Raw genomic sequence first — 23,178 nt, 5'->3', positions numbered from 1 at the left:
ATAACGGACGGACTTTGTCACACCAGCCCGATCTGATACCCGATTTGTGGCTTAAGGTATTTGGCTCAGTGTGTTACCATGTCGCGCTGTTTAAGCCAAAGAACAACTAATTAGGGATAAGGCTTTCTATGAGCGATCTGGCCAGAGAGATCACGCCGGTCAACATCGAAGAAGAGCTCAAGAGTTCCTATCTTGATTACGCCATGAGCGTGATCGTAGGACGAGCTCTGCCGGATGTGCGTGATGGCTTGAAACCGGTTCACCGCCGCGTTCTGTTTGCTATGAACGAGTTGGGGAACGACTGGAACAAGCCCTATAAAAAATCGGCCCGTGTGGTCGGTGACGTAATCGGTAAATATCACCCGCACGGCGATATCGCTGTGTATGACACCATTGTCCGGATGGCGCAGGATTTCTCCATGCGTTACATGCTGGTCGATGGTCAGGGCAACTTCGGTTCAGTCGACGGCGACAGCGCCGCGGCGATGCGTTATACCGAAGTGCGGATGGCCCGCATCTCCCACGAGCTGCTGGCCGATCTGGACAAAGAGACCGTGGACTGGGTGCCGAACTATGACGGCACTGAGATGATCCCGGCGGTCATGCCTACCAAGGTTCCCAACCTGCTGGTCAACGGCTCCTCCGGTATCGCGGTGGGCATGGCGACCAACATTCCGCCTCACAACCTCACCGAGATTGTCAATGGCTGTCTGGCGCTGATCGAAAACGGCGACCTCACCATTGACGAGCTGATGACCTACATCACCGGCCCGGATTTCCCCACCGGCGGCATTATCAACGGTCGTTCCGGCATCGTGCAGGCGTACCGTACCGGTCGTGGCTCCATCTATGTGCGGGCCAAGGCTGAAGTGGAAGTGGACGAGAAGACCAGTCGCGAGACCATCATCGTTCACGAGATCCCCTATCAGGTGAACAAGGCTCGACTGATCGAGAAGATCGCCGAGCTGGTCAAAGAGAAGAAGATCGAGGGCATCAGTGCCCTGCGCGATGAGTCTGACAAAGACGGCATGCGCATCGTTATCGAAATCAAGCGCGGCGAGTCCGGCGAGATTGTGCTGAACAATCTCTACAAGCACACCCAGATGCAGACCACGTTCGGCATCAACATGGTGGCGCTCGATAACAACCAGCCCAAGGTGATGAACCTTAAAGAGATCCTGGATGCGTTCCTGCTGCACCGCCGTGAAGTGGTGACTCGCCGGACCGTGTTCGAACTGCGCAAAGCGCGGGATCGGGCGCACATTTTGGAAGGTCTGGCGGTTGCGCTGGCCAACATTGATCCCATCATCGAGCTGATCCGCCACAGCGCGACCCCGGCCGACGCGAAAGCGGGCCTGGTTGCCAAGGGCTGGGAACTCGGCAACGTGGCCGCCATGCTGGAAAAAGCGGGCGACGACGCGGCACGGCCAGAGTGGCTGGAGCCGGAGTTCGGTATCCGTGAAGGTCAATACTTCCTGACCGAACAGCAAGCCCAGGCCATCCTTGACCTGCGTCTGCACAAGCTGACTGGCCTCGAGCACGAGAAGATCCTGGAAGAGTACCAATCTCTGCTGGATCTGATCGCCGAGCTGCTGCACATCCTGGCGAGCCCGGCTCGTCTGATGGAAGTGATCCGCGATGAACTGCTGGCCGTGCGCGAGCAGTATGGTGACGAGCGTCGCACCGAGATCAGCATGTCCAGTGCCGAGATCAACATCGAGGATCTGATCACCCCGGAAGATGTGGTGGTTACCCTGTCTCACCAGGGCTATGTGAAGTATCAGCCGCTCTCCGACTACGAGGCCCAGCGCCGCGGTGGTCGTGGCAAGTCGGCCACCCGGATCAAGGAAGAGGACTTTGTGGAGCGTCTGCTGGTGGCCAACACCCACGACACCATTCTGTGTTTCTCCACCCGTGGCAAGGTCTACTGGCTCAAGGTTTACCAGCTGCCGGAAGCGTCCCGTGGCGCCCGTGGTCGTCCGATCATCAACCTGCTGCCGCTGGAAGAGGGTGAGCGTATCACCGCTATCCTGCCGGTGAAGGAGTATGACGCCGAGAAGTATGTGTTCTTCGCCACCGCCAACGGTACCGTGAAGAAGACCAGCCTCTCTGACTTCAGCCGTCCGCTCTCCTCCGGTATCCGCGCCATCAACCTCAAAGAGGGTGATGAGCTGATCGGGGTGGATATCACCGATGGCAGCAACGAGATCATGCTCTTCTCCGACGCGGGCAAAGTTGTTCGCTTCGCGGAAGGCAGCGGTCGCGCTGATGCCGATGTCAGCGATGACGTTGAAACCGACGACGATGCCGGTAATGACGATGATGGCAGCGACAACGGCGAAGGCACCGAAAGCAAGGGTACCTTCAAGGGCGTGCGTCCCATGGGTCGTACCGCCGCCGGTGTCCGTGGCATCAAGCTGGGCGCCGGTGACAAGGTGGTTTCCCTCATCGTTCCGCGCGGCGAAGGTGCCATCCTCACCGCCACCGAGAACGGTTACGGCAAGCGGACTGCGTTGGCCGAATACCCGACCAAGAGCCGTGGTACTCAGGGCGTTATCTCCATCAAGGTGGATGAGCGCAACGGCAAGGTGATCGATGCGATTCAGGTCGAAGATACCGACCAGATCATGCTGATCACCAACGGCGGCACTCTGGTGCGTACCCGTGTTGCCGAGGTGAGCGTCATTGGCCGTAACACCGGCGGTGTCCGTCTGATCCGTACCGGTGAAGACGAGACCGTGGTTGGCCTGCAGCGTATCGCCGAGAGCGACGAAGACGAGAACGACGCTTTGGCCGTTGATGGTGAGGTATCTGAAGGTACCGATACCGCGACCGGCACTGATGCGGTCGATGCTGGCGACGAGTAATCGTCACCGGTTACCCGAGCAACGTCTCTGAGCAAAAAGAGCGACCCTGGTGGTCGCTCTTTTTATTTGTCTGCTTTTTATGACTCTCCGCTGATCTTACGGCTGGATCACTCCTGCAGCCACATTCTGGCGCTGCGGGCGGGAATGGCGACCCGTACCCACTGGCTCTGCACGTTGACCACGGCGCCTTGGTCGAGCACGTCACGATAGTTGCGATACCAGTTCATCTCGAACCTGGCGGTATCGAGCCAGTACTCCTGCTCATAGTCGCACTTGTTGATACCGACCAGCCCCTGTTTGCCCCGTTTGAACAGCACGAAGCAGTCACCGCTGCCGACCAGCTGCATGGGTTGACCCTGCACCGCATTGTGGAAGCGGATCATCCCCTTGAGATCGGCTCGCTGGTAGTAATCCTGCCAGCGCAGTCCATCCTTGGCCTGGGTCTCGCCGTGATCCGAATAGACCAGCGGCGAGCCGCCATCGCGGCCGAGCAGGTAGGCGTAGGCCAGCTTCTCGTCAGTCTGGCTTAAGATCTGATAGCGGAAGCCGTCGTTGGTGGGAATGTCGTGGGTCACGGTAAAGGTGACGGCGCGACTGCCCGGCAGCGCCTGACCATAGGCGCCCGGATCCGCCAGCAGGTTCATGCTGCCACCGTAACTGAAGGCACCACGCAGGGAGGCAAACAGCGGAAAGTCATAGGCTCCCTGGCCGCTGCTGTCGAGGTAGGGTTTGAGGAAGCGCTCGTAATCGGTACTGCCAGCACCCCCTGTGGTGATCACCTCACCAAACACGTGCATCCCCTGTTTGATTTCGGGGGTGAACACGGCATTGATCTGGTAATCGCTCATGTGTTTGACCGCATCGACCCGAAAACCCTTGATCCCCATCCCCTTGAGCGCCTTGAGATAGGCCTGTTGCTGGCTTACCACCCAGTTGTTGGGATCCAGATCCGGCAGCCCCTTGTCACCGGCACCGCCACAGAGACGCCAATACTGGACATGACCCGGATCGCTCCAGTCGCTGATGCACCCTTCGGGATGAAAATCCTGACCGGAGAGGTAGTTTTGCCCCAGATCGCCAAACAGTTTCTGGCGCTCGAAATAGGCCGGGTTGCTGGCGTAGCTTTGCAGCAGCTCGTTGCCGGGATAGTTGAGATCGCTGCGTTTCCAGCTTTCGTTGGCCATGTGGTTGAGCACCACATCGGCATAGACGGCGATACCTCGCGCCTTCATGGCGGCGATCAGCTGTTCGAGATCCTGCTTGTTGCCAAGAGGGGAGTCGACAAGACGCAGATCCTGCGGCTGGTAACGAGCCCACCACTCGTTGCCTGATGACTTGAGAGATGGCGAGATGAGTACCTGTTTGTAACCGGCCGACTTGATAAGGTCGGCTTTGGCGGTCACTTCACTGTACTTCCAGTTGAAGGCGTGCAGTATGACGTCGGCGTGCGCCAAGGGGGCGATCAGCATACCTGCGATCGCCCATATTCCCGCTGTGTGTTTCATTATTGTGTCCCTGTTTTTATAGATGCCTGAATGGGCAACCCAGCTTTGGTGGGAACAGAGTGAGCTGCAATCCACAACCTGCAGATTTGTGACCGCTTTCAGGATGATTTCGCCGAATATGTGAACTGTTTCGGCTTTTCCTCGCCACCGCCAGTTGCCTTTTTACAACTGATTTTTTTGTCATTTCCCTGTCATTCCCAGCCGCTATCCTGCCGGGCGAGTGGTGTGTTGTTGCCATCACCTTCACCGTCAGGAGCTGCATATGACCAGTTGGATCACGTGGGAAATTTGGTGGAGCCGGGTATGGGGCGAATCAGAGGTGCCGCAGTATGAAGAGGATGAGCACGAAGTGGCTCATGAACCCTCGCGACTGCCGGTTGAAATGGTGCAGCAGGGGCGGGATCAGCGCGCAGGCTAAGGCGTTAGCCTTCTCTTTAGCGGGTAGCGCTTTCTTGTGGCGACATGGCTACTTCGTTGGCCAATTTGGAAAATTGGGAAAGCGGGGTTTCCACAGGATGTGTCGCGGCAGGTCTTCCTCTCGACCTCTTGGCAGACAAGGGCTCTGTGCTTGATGTGTGAAGGGCGTGAGCAGGGGGATTAGAAGAGCGACAGCTGCTCTCCGGGGCGGATAAACCCATCCAGCCTGAGCTGAATATGGCGTTTACCCAGGTCGAGGCGCTTGCTTATGAGGCGAAAGCGCTGGGCCAGCAGATCGGCAAAGTGCCCCTCACCGCGCATGCGGGTACCGAAGGCGGTACTGTTGAGCCCGCCACCGCGGCTGGCTCGCAACTGATTCAAAATAGCCTCCTTCTGGCCCGGATAGTGGGTATCGAGCCAGTCCCCAAATAGCGGCGCCAGTTCGTGGGGTAACCGCAGCAGGATGTAATCGGCGCAGCTGGCGCCTGCCTCGGCGGCCGATTTGATGATCTGCTCCAGCTCCGGTTCATTGAGCCGCGGGATCATGGGGGCGGCCAGTACCCCCACCTGCACGCCAGCGTTGGCCAGCTTCTCGATCACTTTCAAGCGGCCTGCACCTGTGCTGGCGCGGGGCTCCAGCTGTCGGCGCAGGGTTTCGTTCAAGGTCGTCACCGACACCATCACCTGACACAGTCCCTCTCTGGCCAGCTCGGTCAACAGATCGAGGTCGCGCAAGATCATGGCGCTCTTGGTAATGAGCCCGACCGGATGGCGGTGGGCCAGCATCACTTCCAGCAACTGCCGGGTGAGGCGATAGCGCAGCTCGATGGGTTGATAGGGGTCGGTATTGGCGCCAATGAAGATGGTCTGTGGCTGATAGGCCTGTTTGGCAAACTCCCGGCGCAGCAGGTCGGCTGCATTGCGTTTGGCAAACAGCTTGCTCTCGAAATCAAGACCAGGGGAGAGCTCCAGATAGGCATGGCTGGGTCTGGCATAGCAGTAGATGCAGCCGTGTTCGCACCCCTGATAGGGGTTGATGGAGCGACCAAAAGGCACATCCGGCGAGTTGTTGTAGCTGATAATGCTGCGTGCATCGATCTCCCGCACCTCGGTGCCAGGCACAGAAGGAGTGAAGGTGGCATCCCAGTCGGACGATTGCCAGCCGTCATCAACCGCTTCGACAAGGGGGCCGCTAAAACGGTGATCGATATTGTGGGGGCTGCCTCGTCCTGCCATGGTGTGCACCAATACTGTTTATACATACAGTTATTTTGCAGGTACACCGGATAAATGACAACAACCGCTGATCGACCGGGTGCAAAAAGGGTTGTCGCAGGGATCTCTTGCTTGATCGCAACGCTACATTTCGTTTACATAGATGAAATGAGAACTGGATCACGGAAATCATCATGAGCCCCACTACTTCCCGCTGGCTGTTTATCTGTCTGCTTGCCCTCGTTATCTGGCGTCTGCTTCCGCTCTCCACCGAGCAGGAGATGGCTGCCGCCAACCGTGCCTGGCGTACCGGTCATTTCGATGAGGCGACCCGGATCTGGTCGCCACTGGCCGATCAAGGCCAACCTCGGGCGCAAGCCTTGATGGGCTGGAGCCATGAAGTGGGGCAGGGGAGCGAGCAGGATATCCATCAGGCCATCAGCCTCTATCGCCAGTCGGCGCAGGCAGGGGATCCCTTCGGCCAATACCGGCTGGCAGAGCTCTATCTGCGCGGTGTCGGGGTGAAGCGAGATCTGCGCCAAGCCTTTCACTGGATGGATCAGGCAGCCCGTAACGGTGACGTCCCGGCCATGCTGAAAGTCGGCGTCCTTCATCTGATGGGGGTCAGCGGCAGGGTCGATTTGCCTCAGGCGAAACAGTGGCTCTATCAGGCGGCACAAAAGGGCAACAAGCTGGCGCTTCAGGTGCTGCAAGAGCTGGCGCTGGCCGAGGAGGGGAGCAGTGACTTTGACTTCAACTGGCAATCCCTGCTTGGTGAATAGTCGGCAGGCGACTCATTTGACTGTAGAAAATATCTGCAAATCCGATACAGCACGCCCGACTTCTGGTAGCATGGGGGCCGTTTTGGCTTGGTTTGTCATGTTAAACATGCTGTTTGCGTGTCAGGCCGTCTTCGCAAAGTGCTGTGGAGAACCAGAACATCACCTTTTTGAATCTCTTTTCCATCCCGCATGTGACCTTTGGTAGGGGTCACCACTGTATAAGGAAACACATAATGCCAATCATTACTCTGCCTGACGGCAGCCAACGTCAATTTGCCCACTCTGTTTCCGTCATGGATGTGGCTGCGGACATCGGTCCCGGTCTCGCCAAGGCGTGCATTGCCGGTCGGGTAAACGGTGAACTGGTGGATGCGTGCGAGCTGATCGAAGCCGATGCTGCGCTGGCCATCATCACCGCCAAAGACGAAGAAGGTCTGGACATCCTGCGCCACTCCTGCGCCCACTTGCTGGGTCATGCTATCAAGCAACTCTGGCCCCAGACCAAGATGGCCATCGGTCCTGTCATCGACAACGGCTTCTACTATGACGTTGATCTTGACCGTACCCTGACCGATGAAGATCTGGCTGCCCTGGAAGAGCGCATGCTGGCGCTGGTAGCCAAGGATTACGACGTCATCAAGAAGAAAGTCTCCTGGCAAGAAGCGCGTGATGTATTCGAGGCGCGCGGCGAGTCTTACAAAGTCGAAATCCTGGATCAGAACATTGCCCGTGATGACCAGCCAGGTCTCTATCATCACGAAGAGTACATCGACATGTGTCGCGGCCCGCACGTGCCCAACATGCGTCACTGCCACCACTTCAAGTTGCTGAAGATGTCCGGCGCCTACTGGCGCGGCGATTCCAACAACAAGATGCTGCAGCGTATCTACGGTACCGCCTGGGCTGACAAGAAGCAGCTCAAGGCCTATCTGCAGCGTCTGGAAGAGGCCGCCAAGCGCGACCACCGCAAGATCGGCAAGCAGCTTGACCTGTATCACATGCAGGAAGAAGCACCCGGTATGGTGTTCTGGCACAACGATGGCTGGACCATCTTCCGCGAGCTGGAAACCTTTATCCGCGGCAAGCTCAAAGAGTACGACTATCAGGAAGTGAAAGGTCCGTTTATGATGGACCGCGTCCTGTGGGAGCGTTCAGGTCACTGGGAGAAGTATGCCCAGGCCATGTTCACCACCCAGTCTGAAAACCGCGAGTACGCCATCAAGCCGATGAACTGCCCGGGTCACGTCCAGATCTTCAACCAGGGTCTGAAGTCCTACCGCGATCTGCCGCTGCGTATGGCCGAGTTTGGTTCCTGCCACCGCAACGAGCCGTCCGGTTCCCTGCACGGTCTGATGCGGGTGCGCGGCTTCACTCAGGATGACGCTCACATCTTCTGTACCGAAGAGCAGATCATGGAAGAGGTCTCCGGCTGTATTCGTATGGTCTATGACGTCTACGGTACCTTTGGCTTCGAGAACATCGTTGTCAAGCTCTCCACTCGTCCCGAGCAGCGTATCGGCTCCGACGAGATGTGGGATCGCGCCGAGAAAGCACTGGCCGAAGCGCTGGAGCTCAACGGTCTGAAGTACGATCTGCAGCCGGGTGAAGGGGCGTTCTACGGTCCCAAAATTGAATTTACCCTGCACGATTGCCTTGATCGTGCGTGGCAATGTGGTACCGTGCAGCTCGACTTTGCCCTGCCTGGTCGTCTGGGTGCCACTTATGTGGGCGAAAACAACGATCGCCATGTACCCGTGATGATCCACCGGGCCATCCTGGGTTCTATCGAGCGCTTCATCGGTATTCTGACTGAAGAGTACGCCGGTCTGTTCCCGACCTGGTTGGCACCGACTCAGGCTGTGGTCATGAATATCACGGACAATCAGGCCGATTATGCGGTGAAAGTAGCCAAAGCATTGAATGATGCGGGCCTTCGCGCAAAAGCGGACTTGAGAAATGAGAAGATTGGCTTTAAAATCCGCGAGCATACTTTGAAGCGAGTACCTTTCATGCTGGTCTGCGGCGATAAAGAAGTTGAAGCCGGTAAGATTGCAGTACGGACTCGTAAAGGGGCTGACTTGGGCACTTATCCTGTTGAAGAGTTCATCGCTCTGTTGACCCAGGAAGTTCAGACCCGCGGACAAAAGAAAGTGGAGGAATAAGCTATAAAAGGCGGAAAAAAACTGGGCAAGCAACCGCAAGCCCGCGCTCACCGGATCAATGAAGAGATCCGTCTGAAAGAAGTTCGTCTGACTGGTCTGGATGGTGAAGCCATTGGCATCACCTCCATTCAGGATGCTTTGAACTTGGCCGCAGAGGCCGGAGTTGATCTGGTAGAGATCAGTCCAAATGCTGAGCCGCCCGTTTGCCGGATCATGGATTACGGCAAATTCCTCTACGAAAAGAGCAAAACAACCAAAGAACAGAAGAAAAAGCAGAAAGTCGTCCAGGTTAAGGAAATCAAATTCCGTCCTGGCACTGACGAAGGCGACTATCAGGTAAAACTACGCAACCTGGTTCGCTTTCTGGAAGACGGGGACAAGGCTAAGGTCACCCTGCGCTTCCGTGGTCGTGAAATGGCCCACCAGGATCTTGGTATCAAGGTTCTGGAGCGCGTCAAGAACGATCTGGAAGAGTTGGCCGTAGTCGAGTCGTTCCCGAAAGTCGAAGGCCGTCAAGCTGTGATGGTCCTCGCACCTAAGAAGAAATCTTAAGGCCCACAAGAAATTGACTCATGGGGCTTGCCCCATGAGTTGGTTCGCCTTGCGATTTTGTTGTCACTCACAATGCGGAGTATGAAATGCCGAAGATGAAAACCAACCGGGGTGCTGCAAAGCGCTTCAAGAAGACTGGCTCGGGTCGCTTCAAGTGCAAGCACAACCACCTGCGTCACATCCTGACCAAGAAGAGCAGCAAGCGTAAGCGTCAGCTGGGGCCGAAATTCATGGTTTCTGCTGCCGACCACAAACGTGTTGTCGCTTGTCTGCCGTACGCATAAGGGGGGATGTGAAAAATGCCAAGAGTTAAACGTGGTGTGACTGCTCGCGCTCGTCACAAGAAAGTAATGAAAGCCGCCAAAGGTTACTACGGCGCCCGTTCCCGTGTTTACCGCGTAGCGGTACAAGCGGTAACCAAAGCTGGTCAGTATGCCTACCGTGACCGTCGCCAGAAAAAGCGTCAGTTCCGTCAGCTGTGGATTGCGCGTATCAACGCTGCAGCCCGTCAGAACGGTCTGTCCTACAGCCGTCTGATCAACGGTCTGAAGAAGGCTTCTATCGAGATCGATCGCAAGATCCTGTCCGATATCGCCGTTCACGACAAAATGGCTTTCACCGCCCTGGTTGAAAAAGCTAAAGCAGCTCTGGTTTAATCCAGTTCTGTTATAAACGCTAAAAGGAGGCTCAGGCCTCCTTTTTTGTATCTGTCATTCACGGTTTTACATCATTTTTTCCTTTCTCCCGCCCACGTTCTGTCCACTGTTTTACACGAGTTACAGTTTTCTCCATACAAGGTGATATGTGCGAGATGACCTGTTCTACAAATGCTTTATATGCCAACAAACTAAATGTTTGTTCCACTATTTCAGGAGTGGCGGTGAGCCGATGAGACTCGCTTGATATAACAAAATGATTTGTAGGGAGAAAAGCCCACCTTAACTATGGTCAGCGAAGGGGCTTTTTTTGTATTATTCCCCTCTTGACCTTATTTAGCCTAAAGGCTCCTGTACCGGGAGTGGTGACGAGGAAGACATGCAACAGCTTGAAGAAGTAGTCGGCCAAGCCAGAGCCGAAATTGAGGGCGTGAGCGATATCGCGACCCTCGACGAAATCCGGGTCAAATATCTGGGTAAAAAAGGCTTTTTTACCGAGCAGATGAAGGGCCTGGGTGCCTTGTCTGCCGAAGAGCGTCCCGCCGCGGGCGCCGTGATCAACCAGGCCAAACAGCAGGTTCAGGATGCGCTAAACGAGCGTCGTGAAGCGCTCGAAGTTGCCGTGCTGAACCAGAAGCTGGCTGCCGAGACCATCGACGTCAGCCTGCCGGGTCGCCGCATCGAGAATGGCGGTCTGCATCCTGTAACCCGCACCATCGAGCGCATCGAGCGCCTTTTTGGCGAGATGGGCTTCAAGGTTGCCCGTGGTCCCGAGATTGAAGATGGTTTCCACAACTTTGATGCGCTGAACATTCCGGCTCATCATCCGGCGCGTACCGATCACGATACCTTCTACTTCAATCCTGATCTGATGCTGCGTACCCACACCTCGGGCGTGCAGATCCGTACCATGGAACATCAGCAGCCGCCGATCCGCATCATTGCACCGGGCCGCGTCTATCGTAACGACTACGACATGACCCACACCCCGATGTTCCATCAGGTTGAAGGTCTGCTGGTTGACGAGCATGCCAGCTTTACCGAGCTGAAGGGCATCCTGCACGACTTCCTGCGCAACTACTTCGAGGAAGACCTGACCATTCGCTTCCGTCCTTCCTATTTCCCGTTCACCGAGCCGAGCGCTGAAGTGGACGTGATGGGCAAGAACGGCAAGTGGCTGGAAGTGCTGGGCTGCGGCATGGTGCACCCGAACGTACTGCGTTCGGTCGGTATCGATCCGGAAAAATACTCCGGCTTTGCCTTCGGCATGGGCGTTGAGCGCCTGACCATGCTGCGTTACGGGGTCAACGACCTGCGTGCCTTCTTCGAAAACGACCTGCGCTTCCTCAAGCAGTTCAAGTAAGGGCGAGAGAACATGAAATTCAGTAAATCCTGGGTGATGGAGTGGGTCCGCACCGAGTTGAGTGACAATGCACTGGCCGAGCAGATCACCATGGCCGGTCTGGAAGTGGACGCCGTGGAAGCGGTGGCTGGCCAGTTCAACAATGTGGTGGTGGGTGAAGTGGTCGAGTGTGCCCAGCATCCGGACGCCGACAAGCTGCGGGTGACCAAGGTCAACGTGGGCGAAGCCGAGCTGCTGGATATCGTCTGTGGCGCACCGAACTGCCGTCAGGGCTTGAAAGTGTGCGTGGCCAAAGTAGGGGCGACCCTGCCGGGTGATTTCACAATCAAGAAAGCCAAGCTGCGTGGCCAGCCGTCTCACGGCATGCTCTGCTCCTTCAGCGAGCTGGGTATCGACGTCGAAGCCGATGGCATCATCGAGCTGCCGGCCGATGCTCCCATCGGTACCGATATTCGCGACTACCTCAATCTGAACGACGTCTCCATCGACGTGGATCTGACTCCGAATCGTGCCGATTGCCTTGGTATCGCCGGTCTGGCCCGCGAAATCGGCGTGCTCAACAGCGTGGACGTGGTCGAGCCGACCTGGGCACCAGCTGTTGCAACCATTGATGCAACTTTCCCGATCCGGGTTGAAGCAACCGCCGATTGCCCCCGTTATCTGGGGCGCGTCATCAAGGGGCTGAACCTGCAGGCCCAGAGCCCGCTCTGGATGCAAGAGAAGCTGCGCCGTGGCGGCATTCGCTCCATCGACGCCATCGTCGACATCACCAACTACCTGCTGCTGGAATACGGTCAGCCGATGCATGCCTTCGATCTGGCTACCCTGGAAGGGGAGCTGGTGGTGCGCCGCGCCCACGCCGATGAGCCGATGACCCTGCTCGATGGCAACGAAGTGAAGCTCAAAGAGACCACTCTGGTGATTGCCGATGCCAAAGGTCCTGCCTGCATGGCCGGTATCTTCGGTGGCGATCGCACCGGTGTATCCGAGACCACCACCGACATCCTGCTGGAGTGCGCCTTCTTCGCGCCGCTCTCCATCACCGGTCGTGCCCGTGCTTACGGTTTGCACACCGACTCTTCCCATCGCTTCGAGCGCGGGGTTGATCCCGAGCTGCAAGCCAAGGTGATGGATCGTGCCACCCGTTTGCTGCTGGACATCTGCGGCGGCGAAGCGGGTCCGGTCATCGAGGTCAAGTCCGATGCCCATCTGCCGAAAGCGGCACCCATCAAGCTGCGTCGTGCCAAACTCGACAAGGTGATCGGTATCAGCGTGGCTGACGCTCAGGTGGTCGAGATCCTGACTCGCCTTGGCATGCAGGTTACTGTGGATGCTGACGGTTGGACTGCGCTGGCACCCTCCTGGCGTTTCGATATCGCCATCGAGGAAGACCTCATCGAGGAAGTAGCTCGCATCTACGGCTACAACAACATCCCGAACCTGAAACCCGCGGCCTCTCTGGCGATGGTGGAGCAGGCAGAAGGGCAGGTGACCCTGAAGCGCGTGCGTGACCTGCTGGTTGACCGCGGTTTCCAGGAGGCGATCACCTACAGCTTCGTCGATCCCAAGACCCAGCAAACCCTGTTCCCGCAGAGCGATGCCATCGTGCTGCCGAACCCGATCTCGGTCGAGATGTCCGCCATGCGCGTCTCTCTGTTCCCGGGTCTGGTGCAAGCCGTTGTTTACAACCAGAACCGTCAGCAGCCGCGTGTGCGTCTGTTCGAGCAGGGTCTGCGTTTCATCAAGGATGAAAGCGCCGAGAACGGCATCCGTCAGGAGCCGATGTTGGCCGGTATCATCACTGGCAACCAGAGTGACGAGCACTGGGACATCAAAACCCGCGCAGCCGACTTCTTTGATTTGAAAGGGGATCTGGAAGCGGTGCTGGACTTGACCGCCGAAGGTGCCACCTTTAGCTTCGAGCGCACCGAGCACAGCGCCCTGCACCCGGGCCAGAGCGCAGCCATCCTGCGTAATGGCGAGATCATCGGCCACATCGGTGTGATCCACCCGAGCCTCGAGAAGAAGCTGGGCCTCAAGAGCCGCGCGGTGATGTTTGAGCTGGAGCTGGACAAGCTGACCCCGGCCAAGGTGCCTGTGGCAGCCGAAGTTTCCAAGTTCCCGGCGAACCGTCGCGACATCGCCGTCGTGGTCGATCGTCAGGTTCTGGCAGGTGATGTGCTTGCGGTAATTAAAAAAGTTGGCGGAAATCAGGTAGTTGGAATAAACTTGTTTGACGTATACCAGGGTGCTGGTATGGCAGAGGACAAGAAGAGCCTGGCCATCAGTCTTGTATTGCAAGACACCCAGCGCACCCTGGAGGAGAAAGAGATTGCCGAGACCGTAGACAATGTCGTGCGGGCCCTTGGTGAAGAGTTGAATGCATCCTTGAGGGATTGATCTATGGCGCTTACCAAAGCCGACATTGCAGAGCACCTGTTCACCCAGCTCGGGATGAGCAAGCGTGAAGCCAAAGATATGGTGGAAGCCTTCTTTGAGGAAATCCGACAGGCGCTTGAGCGTGGTGAACAAGTCAAGATTTCAGGCTTCGGTAACTTTGACCTTCGTGAGAAGAATCAGCGTCCCGGACGCAACCCCAAGACGGGCGAGGATATTCCTATCAGCGCCCGCCGCGTGGTGACCTTCCGGCCTGGCCAGAAGCTCAAGGCCAGGGTAGAAAATGTTGAACCCAACGAGTGATAAAAAGCCAGGCAGATGCCTGGCTTTTGTTTTCAGATGACCAAATTCCCCGTTTTTCTTCTGGGTGCCGTGCTGGCACTGCCGTTGCACGCCAAGCCTTTGCAGACCACAGTGCTGCCGTTGGCACCGGCGACCCAAGCTTATGTCAATTCACTTAGCCAGCTTTCGCTCTGCTATCCTGCAACGCTTCCTCCACCATACCTGATGGCCGAAGGGGGGCTGCTCAAGGATCGCCTCGCTCGGTTGCAGGAGCTGTTCCCGATTCCGCTGGTGCTCAAAGAGCTGTCCGATTGGCAGACATTGCGCAACGGGCTCGCCCAGGGCGACTGCGATATCATTCCCTATGTCGGAACCCGCAAGAAGGCCGTGGAGGGCATGCGGTTAAGCCGTCCGATGATGGAGACCGATGCCGCCATCCTCTACAAGGGTGAAAATCTCAAACAGGCCCGCTTTCTGGTCTACTCGGTGGCAGACTCTGCCTGCCTGTTGCACGAGCTCTATCCTCAGGCGCGCATTATTTCCCTAAAAAGCGGAGAGAAGATCTACGACGCGCTGCAGAGCGGCAAAGGTGATGCCTATCTGGGGGACTATCTGCAACTGCGCTATCTGATGCGCGAGTTTCCGGCCGATGGGTTGCGTCTGCGCCGCCTGTTTGGTGAGGATCGGATCATCAGCTATCGCCTGATGATGCGCGATCAGCCTGAGTTGGCCAATCTGGTGGACACGCTGATCCGTCATATGCCGGCCGGTACTATCTATACCGATCTGGCTCGCTATCTCGATCAGGGGTCGCTCTACGTCAACCAGCCCCACTTCAGCGATACCGAACAGGCCTGGTTATCTGGCCGCGGTCGCACCATTCGCCTGGTGGTCAATCCCGAGTTGATGCCCTATAGCGGCGTCAATGATCTGGGGGAGGCGAAGGGGTGGAGCGCGGATGTGCTGCGCTGGGTCACCCAGGAGACCGGCCTGAAATACCAGCTGGTGCCTGCCGCCAGCAAGGCGGAGGCCGTAGAAAAGCTGCGCCGTGGTGAGGCGGATATGATGGCCGGTTTGCCGGAATCCCCGGCATTGACGGATCAGTTCATTTTCAGTCGGGCGATCTCCACCAACCGGTTTGCCTTGATCAGCAAGCGCAAGTTGGCTGCCGATCGCATTACCCAACTCAAGCACCAGCGTATTCTGGTGCCGGAATCCCTCTACGATCCCTCCTTGCTCGCCCTGCTCGGTGATCAGGAGTGGGTTCGCACCGACGGCATTGAGCAGGGGCTGGCAGCGATCAAACAGGGCAAGGCTGACGCCATGCTGAGCGAGCTATATCAGCTGCAATATCCCCAGCGTACCAACTTGCTGGAAGGGCTCGATATCGAGGAGCTGGAAGATCGCTTCAGCCTTGGCTTTGCCATCAACAAGAGTCAGACCGAACTGGCCGGGGTGATGGATCGCAACCTGATGGCCCTGACCAGCACCCAGATTGACGAACTTAACCAGCGCTGGCGCCGCTTGCTCGTTGTGCAGCAGCCCGGCGTGAGCTACGCCGCCTGGTTTGGCTCCATCGCCATGGCACTGCTGATCAGCGGTATTGTCATCGGTGGGATCTGGCGTTCCCGCCAACAACTGGCACGGGAAGTGGCCCAGCGTCACGCCGCCGAGAAGGCGCTGGCCATCGAGAGCGAGCTGCGGGAAACCATGTTTCAGGCGTTGCCGGTGCCCGTCTATCTGCGCAACAGCCAGGGCAAGGTGATTAAATCCAATAAACAGGGGCGACGTCTGGCACTGCGCTACTCGCAGCAGTTGATGCTGCCGCCGGTTCAGCCGCAAAAGAGCGAAGGGGAGCTGGTGCTGGGGGAGCAGGTCTTCGCCTATGCCCAGCATCCGCTGCGGCTGGACAAGCAAGCACCCGCCACCGATCTTATCGCCCTGTCGGATATCAGTGTGCTGCGTGAGCAGGCCCGTTTTCTGCGTCAGGCAGAGCGCCGCCTGCGCGCCCTGACCAACACCGTTCCCGGCGTGGTGCTGCAGTTTATGTTCGAGCGGGGACGGGTAGGGGGTATCGAGTTTATCAGCCGGGGCTGTTACGAGCTGCTGGGGCTGGCGAGTCAGCAGATCCGTCGTGAGCCCAAACGGGTGCTCATTATGCTGGAGCGCGAGGATCGCCGTCGGGTAAGCCGTGAGATGTTCGCCATGCTGCAGGCTGGCAAACCCTTCGCGTTCACCATGCGCTATCACCATCCGACCAAGGGGCTGCGCTGGTTGCAGCTCTATGGTCGTGGCCGCAGTCAGCCGCAGGGTTGGCGGATCTATGCGGTGATGCAGGATGCCACTGCCCGGGTCGAGCAGGATCAGGCATTGCAACACTCCCATGAGCAGGCACAGCAGGCAGTTCTGGCCAAGGGGCGCTTTCTGGCCGCCATCAGCCACGAGATCCGCACGCCGATGAACGCCATGCTCGGCTTGCTGGAGTGGCTGGCCAATACCCCTTTGTCCAGAGAGCAGGATTCGGCGCTGGCGCGGGTGCGTCAGGCGGGGGATGAGCTGCTCGGCCTGCTCAACGATGTGCTCGACTTTAGCCGCAACGAGAACAGCAAACTCTCCCTCTCGCCCCAACCCACCGATTTCACCGAGCTGTGCGAGCACGTGGCGGCAGTGCACTGGACCAAGGCGCGGGCCAAGGGATTACAACTGCGCCTTAAGTTGGACCCGGCTCTGCCTGCCCTGCAGACCCTCGACCCTCACCGGGTACGGCAAGTGCTCCACAACCTGCTCTCCAATGCCATCAAGTTCAGCCTGCGTGGGGAAGTGGTGCTGTGGGCCGAGGTGGTCGCATCGACCTTGCGCTTCGGTGTGGATGATCAGGGGCCGGGGATCACCGCCAAGATGCGCACCACGCTCTTTATGCCGTTCGAACAGTTTGCTGTTGAAGGGCAACTGCGGGCGCCGGGCACCGGTCTTGGTCTGGCCATCTGCAAGCAGCTGGTCGAGCAGATGGGGGGGCTTATCGATGTCGAGGGGCGCGTCGGTGGCGGTAGCCGCTTCTATTGCGAGTTGCCGCTGAGGCGGGTACAGCAGGAGCCGGACTGGCAGCCCAATGTGCGACAGCTGGCGCTCTCTTTACCCCACGATGAGGCGCAAACGCTGTCGCCCTGGCTCAGCCGATTGGGGATTGCCACCGTCAGCAACGCCGTTGATACGCTGCAAGCGGAGGTGGACGAGAAGGGGCTCTACTATTGGGCCTGGCAAGGGGAGTCCTGGGTGCCCGGGACCATCATCACCCTGCTGCAGCCACGGTTGACCCCGGATCAACCGGTCGCCGGCACCCAGCCCGGGCTTGGCATGCGGGTACTGCTGGTTGAAGATCACGATGTCAATCGCGAGCTGATCAGCCTGCAACTGGGGCAGCTTGGTGCCAGCGTCATCACTGCCGCCAACGGGCAGCTGGCGCTGGAGATGCTGGCGCAGCATGAGGTGGATTTTGTGCTGACCGATCTGCAGATGCCGGTGATGAACGGGGCCGAGCTGTGCAGGCAATTGCGCCAATCCGCCCGTTGGGCCCGTCTGCCGGTCTATGTGATCACCGCAGATCTCAGTGATCAGGCGGCAAGGGAGCTGCAATCCTGCGGTTGCGATGGCCATCTGGACAAGCCGGTCGCCCTCAAGGAGCTGGCGACCTTGCTGCGCCATATTGCCAAAGAGGGGAGCAATGCTGTCGCCCCGACACCGGTTGCCTCGCTGCTGACCGATGAACTGGCCGCCCTTTATCTGAAGGCTACCCGTGATGATTTGGCCGAACTTGAGCGCTGCAGCACAGAAGAAGATGAAGTTGGCGTGAATGCTGCTTTACACAAGTTGAAGGGGGCCGCCAGAATGGTAGGGGCGACGGCGTTGGTGGCGGTCATTGAAGAGTGGCAACAGGCGCCCCATCCGATGCTGCAAGCCAGATTGAACCGGGCACTGGATGAGTTCAGCCAGCAGTTTTCAAAGAGGGCTCAAGATGATCATCACTGATGAAGAATTACTGGCGTTGCTCGATTCGGAAGAGCATGAGGCGGCAGGATTTTGCCCCATTGTGCTCTATGCACTCGACAGCACCGCCCATGAGTTGGCCAGTACCATGACATTGCCCTCCTATGTCACGCTGCACCGTACCCGACCGGATGCCTGCTGGCAGTGGGAAGGGTTGTTTGCGGCCGGTGCCATTGCCCTTTACGACCCCGCCGCTCATCAGCAGGCGGACTACTTCCCCCAGTTGCAGCAGCATGAGGGCATTTACGCTATTGGCGAGGATTGGCTGGGGGGGCTTGCCGCCAGTTACCGTGACTGGTGCAACTGGCTGGCCGCTAACAAGGTGCTGCTGCTCGAGGATCACCCGTTTCAGGGAATGCAACTGCAACAGGCCATCGCCGGGCTGGGGCTCTCCTGTCAGTGGGTACAGGATGAATCGGCCTGCCTTGCGGCATTGTCGGCGGGCGACATCAGTCTGCTGGTGTGCGATCTCAGTCTGGTGGAGCAAGATGCCATCAGTCTGCTGATGAACCAGCCCCAGTTGCAGAAGGCCGGGCTGCCCATCGTGCTGCTCTCGGCCCATGAGCAGACGCTGATCGACGGTGCTCGCCGCCTGCTGCACGATGCCGGTTTCAACATTCTGGCTGCACTGGCCAAGCCGCTTGATTGCGACGAGCTGCTCAGGTTGCTGCGTCGACTTTATCTGGGCCCGCTGCGTCAGCAGCGTTTGAGCGGCCAGCGCCGCTCCATCCGCCGTTGGCAGGGGGAGGTGCAGGGTCAGCTTGGGCTGCTCTCCAGTCCCGCGACCCCTCATCCTGTCTGGCTGGCGGTAACAGGCTTGCCCAGCCGCTGGGAGGCGCTCAAGGAGTGGCTGACGGAGCAGTCGCGCACCCCAGCCGAACTGACCCTGCTGATCCACCGTCGTGACCACCTGCTTAGCAATGCCGATCGCTTCGCACTGGTGCTGCAAGCCAGTCTGGCGGGGAGCAAGCTGGCGCTGCTGCTCGATAACAGCCAGCATCTGCCATTCGATCTGCTGGAGCGTTTGCCGCTGCAAGCCTTGCTGCTGGGGCAGGGGATCTTGCCGGAGATGGAGTCCTTGACCGGTGACTCCCTGCTGGGACGCTTTATGGCCCGGGTTCGGGAGCTGGGGATCGCCGTCTATCTGGATGATCCTTACAACCTGCTCGACGTCGAGGTGTGGCGAGAGCGCGGTATGACGGGGCGCTGGTAAGCCATGCCGCGCTACCTCTGCTGGCCCATGCACCGGGAGCGCCTTGGCAAAGGACTGGAGGGCTGGCCCCATCCGCTTTCCCGAGCTGCGCTGCCACTGGCTATGGAGGTCTCCGGGGTGCCTTGCCTGCTGCGCGAGCTGCATGGGGTGGCGCCTGCCCGCATGCTGGCTGCTTACGATGCATTGAGTGAAGAGAGCATCTATCTGCGCTTTATGCGTCCGAAACGGACACCGCCACCGGAACAGGTGGCCCAATTTCTCAATTACCATCCCGAACAACAGATCTCGCTGCTGCTGACCGATCTGGCCGGTGAGCCGCTGGCTCAGGCGCAATCAATCCGCCGTCGCCTTCATCCCGATCGGGCGGAGTTCTCCTGCATTGTGGCGGATCACTTCCAGCACAAGGGGGCGGGGAGGCGGATTCTGCTGGCGCTGGCACTACTGGCTAGGGCGGACGGGATCCGGGAGTGGACGGCGGAAGTGCTGGCCCAGAACCGGCCCATGCTGACCCTGCTCAAGCGACTTGGCTTACCGTTGACCCTAGTAACCGGGCGGGAGATGGTCTTTGTCAGGCTGGATCTGTCGGTACTGGATGCCTGGTTACCCCCACCGCCAGCGGCGCCGCTTAAGACCAAGGGCGAATAGTGACACTTTTTTCCCTGTGCTAAGGTCACATTTATTGTGCGGGGATAGACGGAGCAGCTTATGGCGCAGTCATATAAACATATCGTGATCCTGACCGGAGCGGGAATCTCTGCCGAATCCGGCATCAAGACTTTTCGTGCCTGCGACGGTTTGTGGGAAGAGCACAAGGTCGAGGATGTTGCGACCCCCGAGGGGTATGCCCGGGATCCCGAACTGGTGCTGCGCTTTTACAACTCCCGCCGCAAACAGCTGCAACAGCCCCAGGTTCACCCCAATCCGGCCCACTATGCGCTGGCCCGCCTCGAGCGACTGCTGCCCGGCACGGTCACCCTGGTCACCCAGAACATCGACAATCTGCACGAGAGCGCTGGCAGCAAGAACCTTATCCATATGCACGGCGAGCTGCTCAAGGCCCGCTGCCCCGAGTCCGGTCAGGTGATCGAGTGGCGCGGCGATCTCCATCTGGACGAGCTCTGCTCCTGCTGCCAGTTCCCCCAGCCGATGCGTCCCCATGTGGTCTGGTTTGGCGAAATGCCGCTCGGGCTGGATCGCATCTACAGCGCGCTGGCCCAGTGCGATCTCTTTATCTCCATCGGCACCTCTGGCGCAGTCTATCCGGCGGCCGGGTTTGTCCATGAAGCGGGATTGAACGGGGCGCACACCATCGAGCTCAATCTCGAACCGAGCGAGGTAGGTAGCCAGTTTGACGAAAAGCGCTATGGCCCAGCCTCCCTGCTGGTGCCCGCCTATGTCGATGAGTTGCTGGAGGCGTGCGGCATTCATCAACCGAGGCAAGTTGAGGGGCACAACTGGATGGAGATGCGCGGTCCCTGAGCTAGTGTGCGACGGGACAGTTGCAATGGTTCGGTGAAATCGCCACACTGGCAGCCATTAAAAAATGGGACGCAGTTGGCGCAAATTACCATGACCGCAGTCAAGCAATGGATCGCTTTTTTTCTCCTGATGCTGGCCAGTGCCAGCACATCGGCCTCCATCCCCCTGATGACCCTGGTACTGCCAGATGGCCAGCAGGTGACCCTCGATGAGGCGGCCCTCTCCGCCTTGCCACAGACCGAATTCACCACCACGACCCCCTGGACCCAGGGCGCCCATCACTATCGCGGTCCGACCCTGTCAGCCGTGCTGGCGGCGCAAGGGATCCCGGATGCTCGCAAGATCGCCGTTTCGGCCCTCAACGGCTATCAGCAGGTGGTGGATCTGGCCCTGTTCGACGGCGTGCCGCTGACCCTGGTGCGTCAGGAGGACGGCAAACCGCTGACCCGGCGTAACAAGGGGCCGCTCTGGCTGCTCATCCCGTTCACCACCTATCCCAAGCTGGACGTCCCTGCCATTCACAACGGTATGGTGTGGCAGGTGACCCGCATCGAGATCGTCGATTGATGGGGTTGTCCCGCCACAAACTGCTGTTGGTTGCGGTGTCGCTGCTGTTTCTACTCTCGTCGGGCAGCAGCCTCTATCTGCAGCATCGGCAGGAGCAGCTGGTCGATACCTTCTACCGCAATGTCCACTGGAACATCAGCCAGGTGATGCTCGAATCCCAGCGTTTTCTCTACGACCTGCAGCTCTATCGGGCTGGCAGGCTGACGATAGAGACCCTGAGCCTCGATTACGATCTGCTGTGGAACCGGCTCGACATCTTCCTCATCAGCAGTGAAACCGCCGAGATGCGCCAGCGGCACGGGCTCGGCAAGGTGCTGGCCACCCTGTTCGAGCAGATCAAGCAGCTCGAACCCCAGATGGAGGCTGGTGCGCTGCGCGAGGGGGCTGAGCTTGCCCGCTTGCAGGAGGCGATCGCCAGCCAGACCCGTCTCATCGAACAGATAGGGGATCAGATCCTCTCCGGCCAGGAGCGGGAGCATTCGGTCAGCCAGATCCGCAACAGCCTGTTCTGGCTGCAGATCTGGCAACTGATCCTGCTGCTGACCGGTGGCGCTCTGGTCGCAGCCCTCATTCGCGCCAATCTGGCGAACCGCCGGCTTGCCCTGCTCGATCCCCTGACCCAGCTTGGCAACCGCCGTGCCCTGCAGGAGCAGCTCTCTCGCGCTCTGCATGCTGGCGAGGTGAGCGCTTTGGTGGTGCTCGATCTCAAGCGCTTCAAGCAGGTCAATGATCTGCTGGGTTATCAGGTCGGTGATCGGCTGTTGCAGATGGTGGCCAACAAGCTGCAACAGGCCCATGGCAGTCACGCTTACCGGCTCGGTGGTGACGAATTTGCCGTGGTGCTGACCAAGGCGGATGATGCGCTGGAAACCGCCATTCATGAGCTGGTGGATCTGCTCCATTTCGAGTTTGTGACCCGGGAGTGCAGCTTTGATCTGGCCTGTCGGCTCGGGGTCGCCAAGGCGCAGCAACAGGATGCCGCCCGGTTGCTGGATCAGGCGATCCTGGCCCTTAACCAGGCCAAGCGTAGCCAAGAGGGGACGATCAGCTGGTTTGAGCCTGCCATGCTGCAGCAATTGCAGTTGAGTCAGCAGCAGCTTCATCAGCTGCGAGAGTGGCTGGCCGGGCGCGAGTCTGCACCGCTGCGAGTGGCACTGCAGGAGCTGACGGGCGGACAGGGCACCGAGCTGTGGCAATTGGCGCTTGAGTGGCGTGAGCAGGGGACGCCCTGCCACATGCGCTGGCTGCAGGAGTGCGGTGTGCTGGGGCCCGTGTTGGCCCGGGTGCTGCAAGCGCACGAGGCGCAGTATGCCGATGGTCGGGCACTGCTGGTCCCGCTCGACAACCAGGCCCAGCTGACCCATTTACTGGCCTATCTGCCGGCGCCTTCCCGTACGCCGCTGGTGTTGCTGGTACCGACGCTACAGCCGGATGGCGCCTTGCTGGCGGGATTGCGGCAGCAGGGTTGCACTCTGGCGCTCAGAGAGATTGGCAGCACCACCGCGGCGCAGCTGGCCGCTGGCTGGCCCGTTCGCTACTGGCTGCCGCAGGGTGATGAAGATGGCGAGTTGTTGCAACCTCTGGCCAGACGATTGGGGCTGGTGCCACTGCAAGGGCTGGCGGCTAGGGAAACCAGGTCGCTGGCCTGAGGGCAAAAGCGGTATTGCATCGGCAAGA

The 23,178-nt window shown here is 58.8% G+C and carries 18 protein-coding genes; 16 read left to right on the top strand and 2 right to left on the bottom strand.

Annotated elements, in window-relative coordinates:
* Positions 1–128: 128 nt before the first annotated feature.
* Positions 129–2,867 carry a DNA topoisomerase (ATP-hydrolyzing) subunit A gene (gene gyrA, locus ACTG1P_RS02840; protein WP_236398510.1) on the top strand — a complete coding sequence of 913 codons (2,739 nt, stop codon included), beginning with the start codon at positions 129–131 and terminating at the stop codon, positions 2,865–2,867.
* A gap of 107 nt (positions 2,868–2,974) precedes the next feature.
* Here gyrA and ACTG1P_RS02835 read toward each other — a convergent pair whose 3' ends face one another.
* Positions 2,975–4,372 (bottom strand): alpha-amylase family protein, encoded by a 1,398-nt coding sequence (locus tag ACTG1P_RS02835; RefSeq protein WP_162504444.1) that lies wholly within the window; start codon positions 4,370–4,372, stop codon positions 2,975–2,977.
* A 262-nt stretch (positions 4,373–4,634) separates the two neighbouring features.
* On the opposite strand from ACTG1P_RS02835, the gene ACTG1P_RS02830 reads away from it, so the two are divergent.
* Positions 4,635–4,790, top strand: coding sequence for a hypothetical protein (locus ACTG1P_RS02830; protein ID WP_005336695.1), 156 nt, complete (start codon positions 4,635–4,637; stop codon positions 4,788–4,790).
* Positions 4,791–4,969: 179 nt separating this feature from the next.
* On the opposite strand, the gene ACTG1P_RS02825 is transcribed toward ACTG1P_RS02830, so the two are convergent.
* The gene (locus ACTG1P_RS02825) at positions 4,970–6,025 is read right to left on the bottom strand and encodes a PA0069 family radical SAM protein (protein WP_440000431.1); all 1,056 of its coding nucleotides are present in this window, start codon (positions 6,023–6,025) and stop codon (positions 4,970–4,972) included.
* Between the two features lie 173 nt (positions 6,026–6,198).
* Between ACTG1P_RS02825 and ACTG1P_RS02820 the strand changes: the two genes are divergently transcribed.
* From ACTG1P_RS02820 to ACTG1P_RS02755, 14 genes are all read left to right on the top strand, one after another.
* Positions 6,199–6,786, top strand: a complete 588-nt coding sequence (locus ACTG1P_RS02820; protein ID WP_335837658.1) for a tetratricopeptide repeat protein — start codon at positions 6,199–6,201, stop codon at positions 6,784–6,786.
* 233 nt (positions 6,787–7,019) lie between these two features.
* Entirely contained in the window at positions 7,020–8,948 is a 1,929-nt protein-coding gene (gene thrS / locus ACTG1P_RS02815; RefSeq protein WP_005336690.1) for a threonine--tRNA ligase, read from the top strand.
* A 3-nt stretch (positions 8,949–8,951) separates the two neighbouring features.
* A complete protein-coding gene (gene infC, locus ACTG1P_RS02810; protein ID WP_026034907.1) occupies positions 8,952–9,500 on the top strand; it encodes a translation initiation factor IF-3 in 549 nt (182 codons plus the stop codon).
* Positions 9,501–9,586: 86 nt separating this feature from the next.
* A complete protein-coding gene (rpmI, locus tag ACTG1P_RS02805; protein ID WP_005336688.1) occupies positions 9,587–9,784 on the top strand; it encodes a 50S ribosomal protein L35 in 198 nt (65 codons plus the stop codon).
* A 15-nt stretch (positions 9,785–9,799) separates the two neighbouring features.
* On the top strand, positions 9,800–10,156 hold the full coding sequence (gene rplT / locus ACTG1P_RS02800) for a 50S ribosomal protein L20 (protein ID WP_005336687.1): 357 nt from the start codon (positions 9,800–9,802) through the stop codon (positions 10,154–10,156).
* Between the two features lie 379 nt (positions 10,157–10,535).
* Entirely contained in the window at positions 10,536–11,519 is a 984-nt protein-coding gene (gene pheS, locus ACTG1P_RS02795; protein ID WP_005336686.1) for a phenylalanine--tRNA ligase subunit alpha, read from the top strand.
* Between the two features lie 12 nt (positions 11,520–11,531).
* Positions 11,532–13,919 (top strand): phenylalanine--tRNA ligase subunit beta, encoded by a 2,388-nt coding sequence (gene pheT, locus ACTG1P_RS02790; RefSeq protein ID WP_440000430.1) that lies wholly within the window; start codon positions 11,532–11,534, stop codon positions 13,917–13,919.
* Positions 13,920–13,922: 3 nt separating this feature from the next.
* On the top strand, positions 13,923–14,219 hold the full coding sequence (gene ihfA, locus ACTG1P_RS02785; protein ID WP_005300715.1) for an integration host factor subunit alpha: 297 nt from the start codon (positions 13,923–13,925) through the stop codon (positions 14,217–14,219).
* A 15-nt stretch (positions 14,220–14,234) separates the two neighbouring features.
* The gene (locus ACTG1P_RS02780) at positions 14,235–18,224 is read left to right on the top strand and encodes a response regulator (protein WP_440000429.1); all 3,990 of its coding nucleotides are present in this window, start codon (positions 14,235–14,237) and stop codon (positions 18,222–18,224) included.
* Positions 18,211–19,455, top strand: coding sequence for a response regulator (locus ACTG1P_RS02775; RefSeq protein WP_346214607.1), 1,245 nt, complete (start codon positions 18,211–18,213; stop codon positions 19,453–19,455). The genes ACTG1P_RS02780 and ACTG1P_RS02775 overlap by 14 nt, the downstream gene beginning before the upstream one ends.
* A 3-nt stretch (positions 19,456–19,458) precedes the next feature.
* Positions 19,459–20,100, top strand: coding sequence for a GNAT family N-acetyltransferase (locus tag ACTG1P_RS02770; protein ID WP_440000428.1), 642 nt, complete (start codon positions 19,459–19,461; stop codon positions 20,098–20,100).
* Between the two features lie 60 nt (positions 20,101–20,160).
* On the top strand, positions 20,161–20,934 hold the full coding sequence (cobB, locus tag ACTG1P_RS02765; RefSeq protein ID WP_440000427.1) for a Sir2 family NAD+-dependent deacetylase: 774 nt from the start codon (positions 20,161–20,163) through the stop codon (positions 20,932–20,934).
* Positions 20,935–21,024: 90 nt separating this feature from the next.
* On the top strand, positions 21,025–21,501 hold the full coding sequence (locus ACTG1P_RS02760; protein ID WP_440000426.1) for a hypothetical protein: 477 nt from the start codon (positions 21,025–21,027) through the stop codon (positions 21,499–21,501).
* The gene (locus ACTG1P_RS02755; RefSeq protein WP_440002275.1) at positions 21,501–23,150 is read left to right on the top strand and encodes a diguanylate cyclase domain-containing protein; all 1,650 of its coding nucleotides are present in this window, start codon (positions 21,501–21,503) and stop codon (positions 23,148–23,150) included. Before ACTG1P_RS02760 ends, ACTG1P_RS02755 begins: the two co-directional genes overlap by 1 nt.
* Positions 23,151–23,178: the final 28 nt, after the last annotated feature.

This window comes from Aeromonas sp. 11P, assembly GCF_051920165.1.
Taxonomy (GTDB): domain Bacteria; phylum Pseudomonadota; class Gammaproteobacteria; order Enterobacterales; family Aeromonadaceae; genus Aeromonas; species Aeromonas veronii.
The sequence above is the reverse complement of the archived record's forward strand: the minus strand, read 5'-3'. Positions and strand labels throughout refer to the sequence as shown.